This window comes from Parachlamydia acanthamoebae (genome assembly GCF_000875975.1).
Lineage (GTDB): Bacteria > Chlamydiota > Chlamydiia > Chlamydiales > Parachlamydiaceae > Parachlamydia > Parachlamydia acanthamoebae.
On record NZ_BAWW01000018.1, the window covers coordinates 1 to 230 of the forward strand.

General features: G+C 41.7%; 1 protein-coding gene. It reads left to right on the top strand.

Annotated elements, in window-relative coordinates; translation table 11 throughout:
- The coding region (locus AOM43_RS06185) for a hypothetical protein (protein WP_152618843.1) at positions 1-230 on the top strand (230 nt) is incomplete at both ends.

Here is a 230-nt window from a genome sequence, read left to right on the forward strand (position 1 = left end):
AGATCGTACACTTGTAAGCCAGAGCCTATTGCATGAAATTGCACCTCTCAAAGAAGGGTTTATCTATTTACCTGAAGAAGAAAAATTTTCCAGTGTCGATGCCAACGGAGAAAAAACCTGTTTCAAACGTCTACTAAATCACTACGATAAACACGGCAGACTCACAGCCCAAGATCACTTTGAAACAGATCACTCCCCATCCCCTCGTTATCGTTTACATTGGACCTATG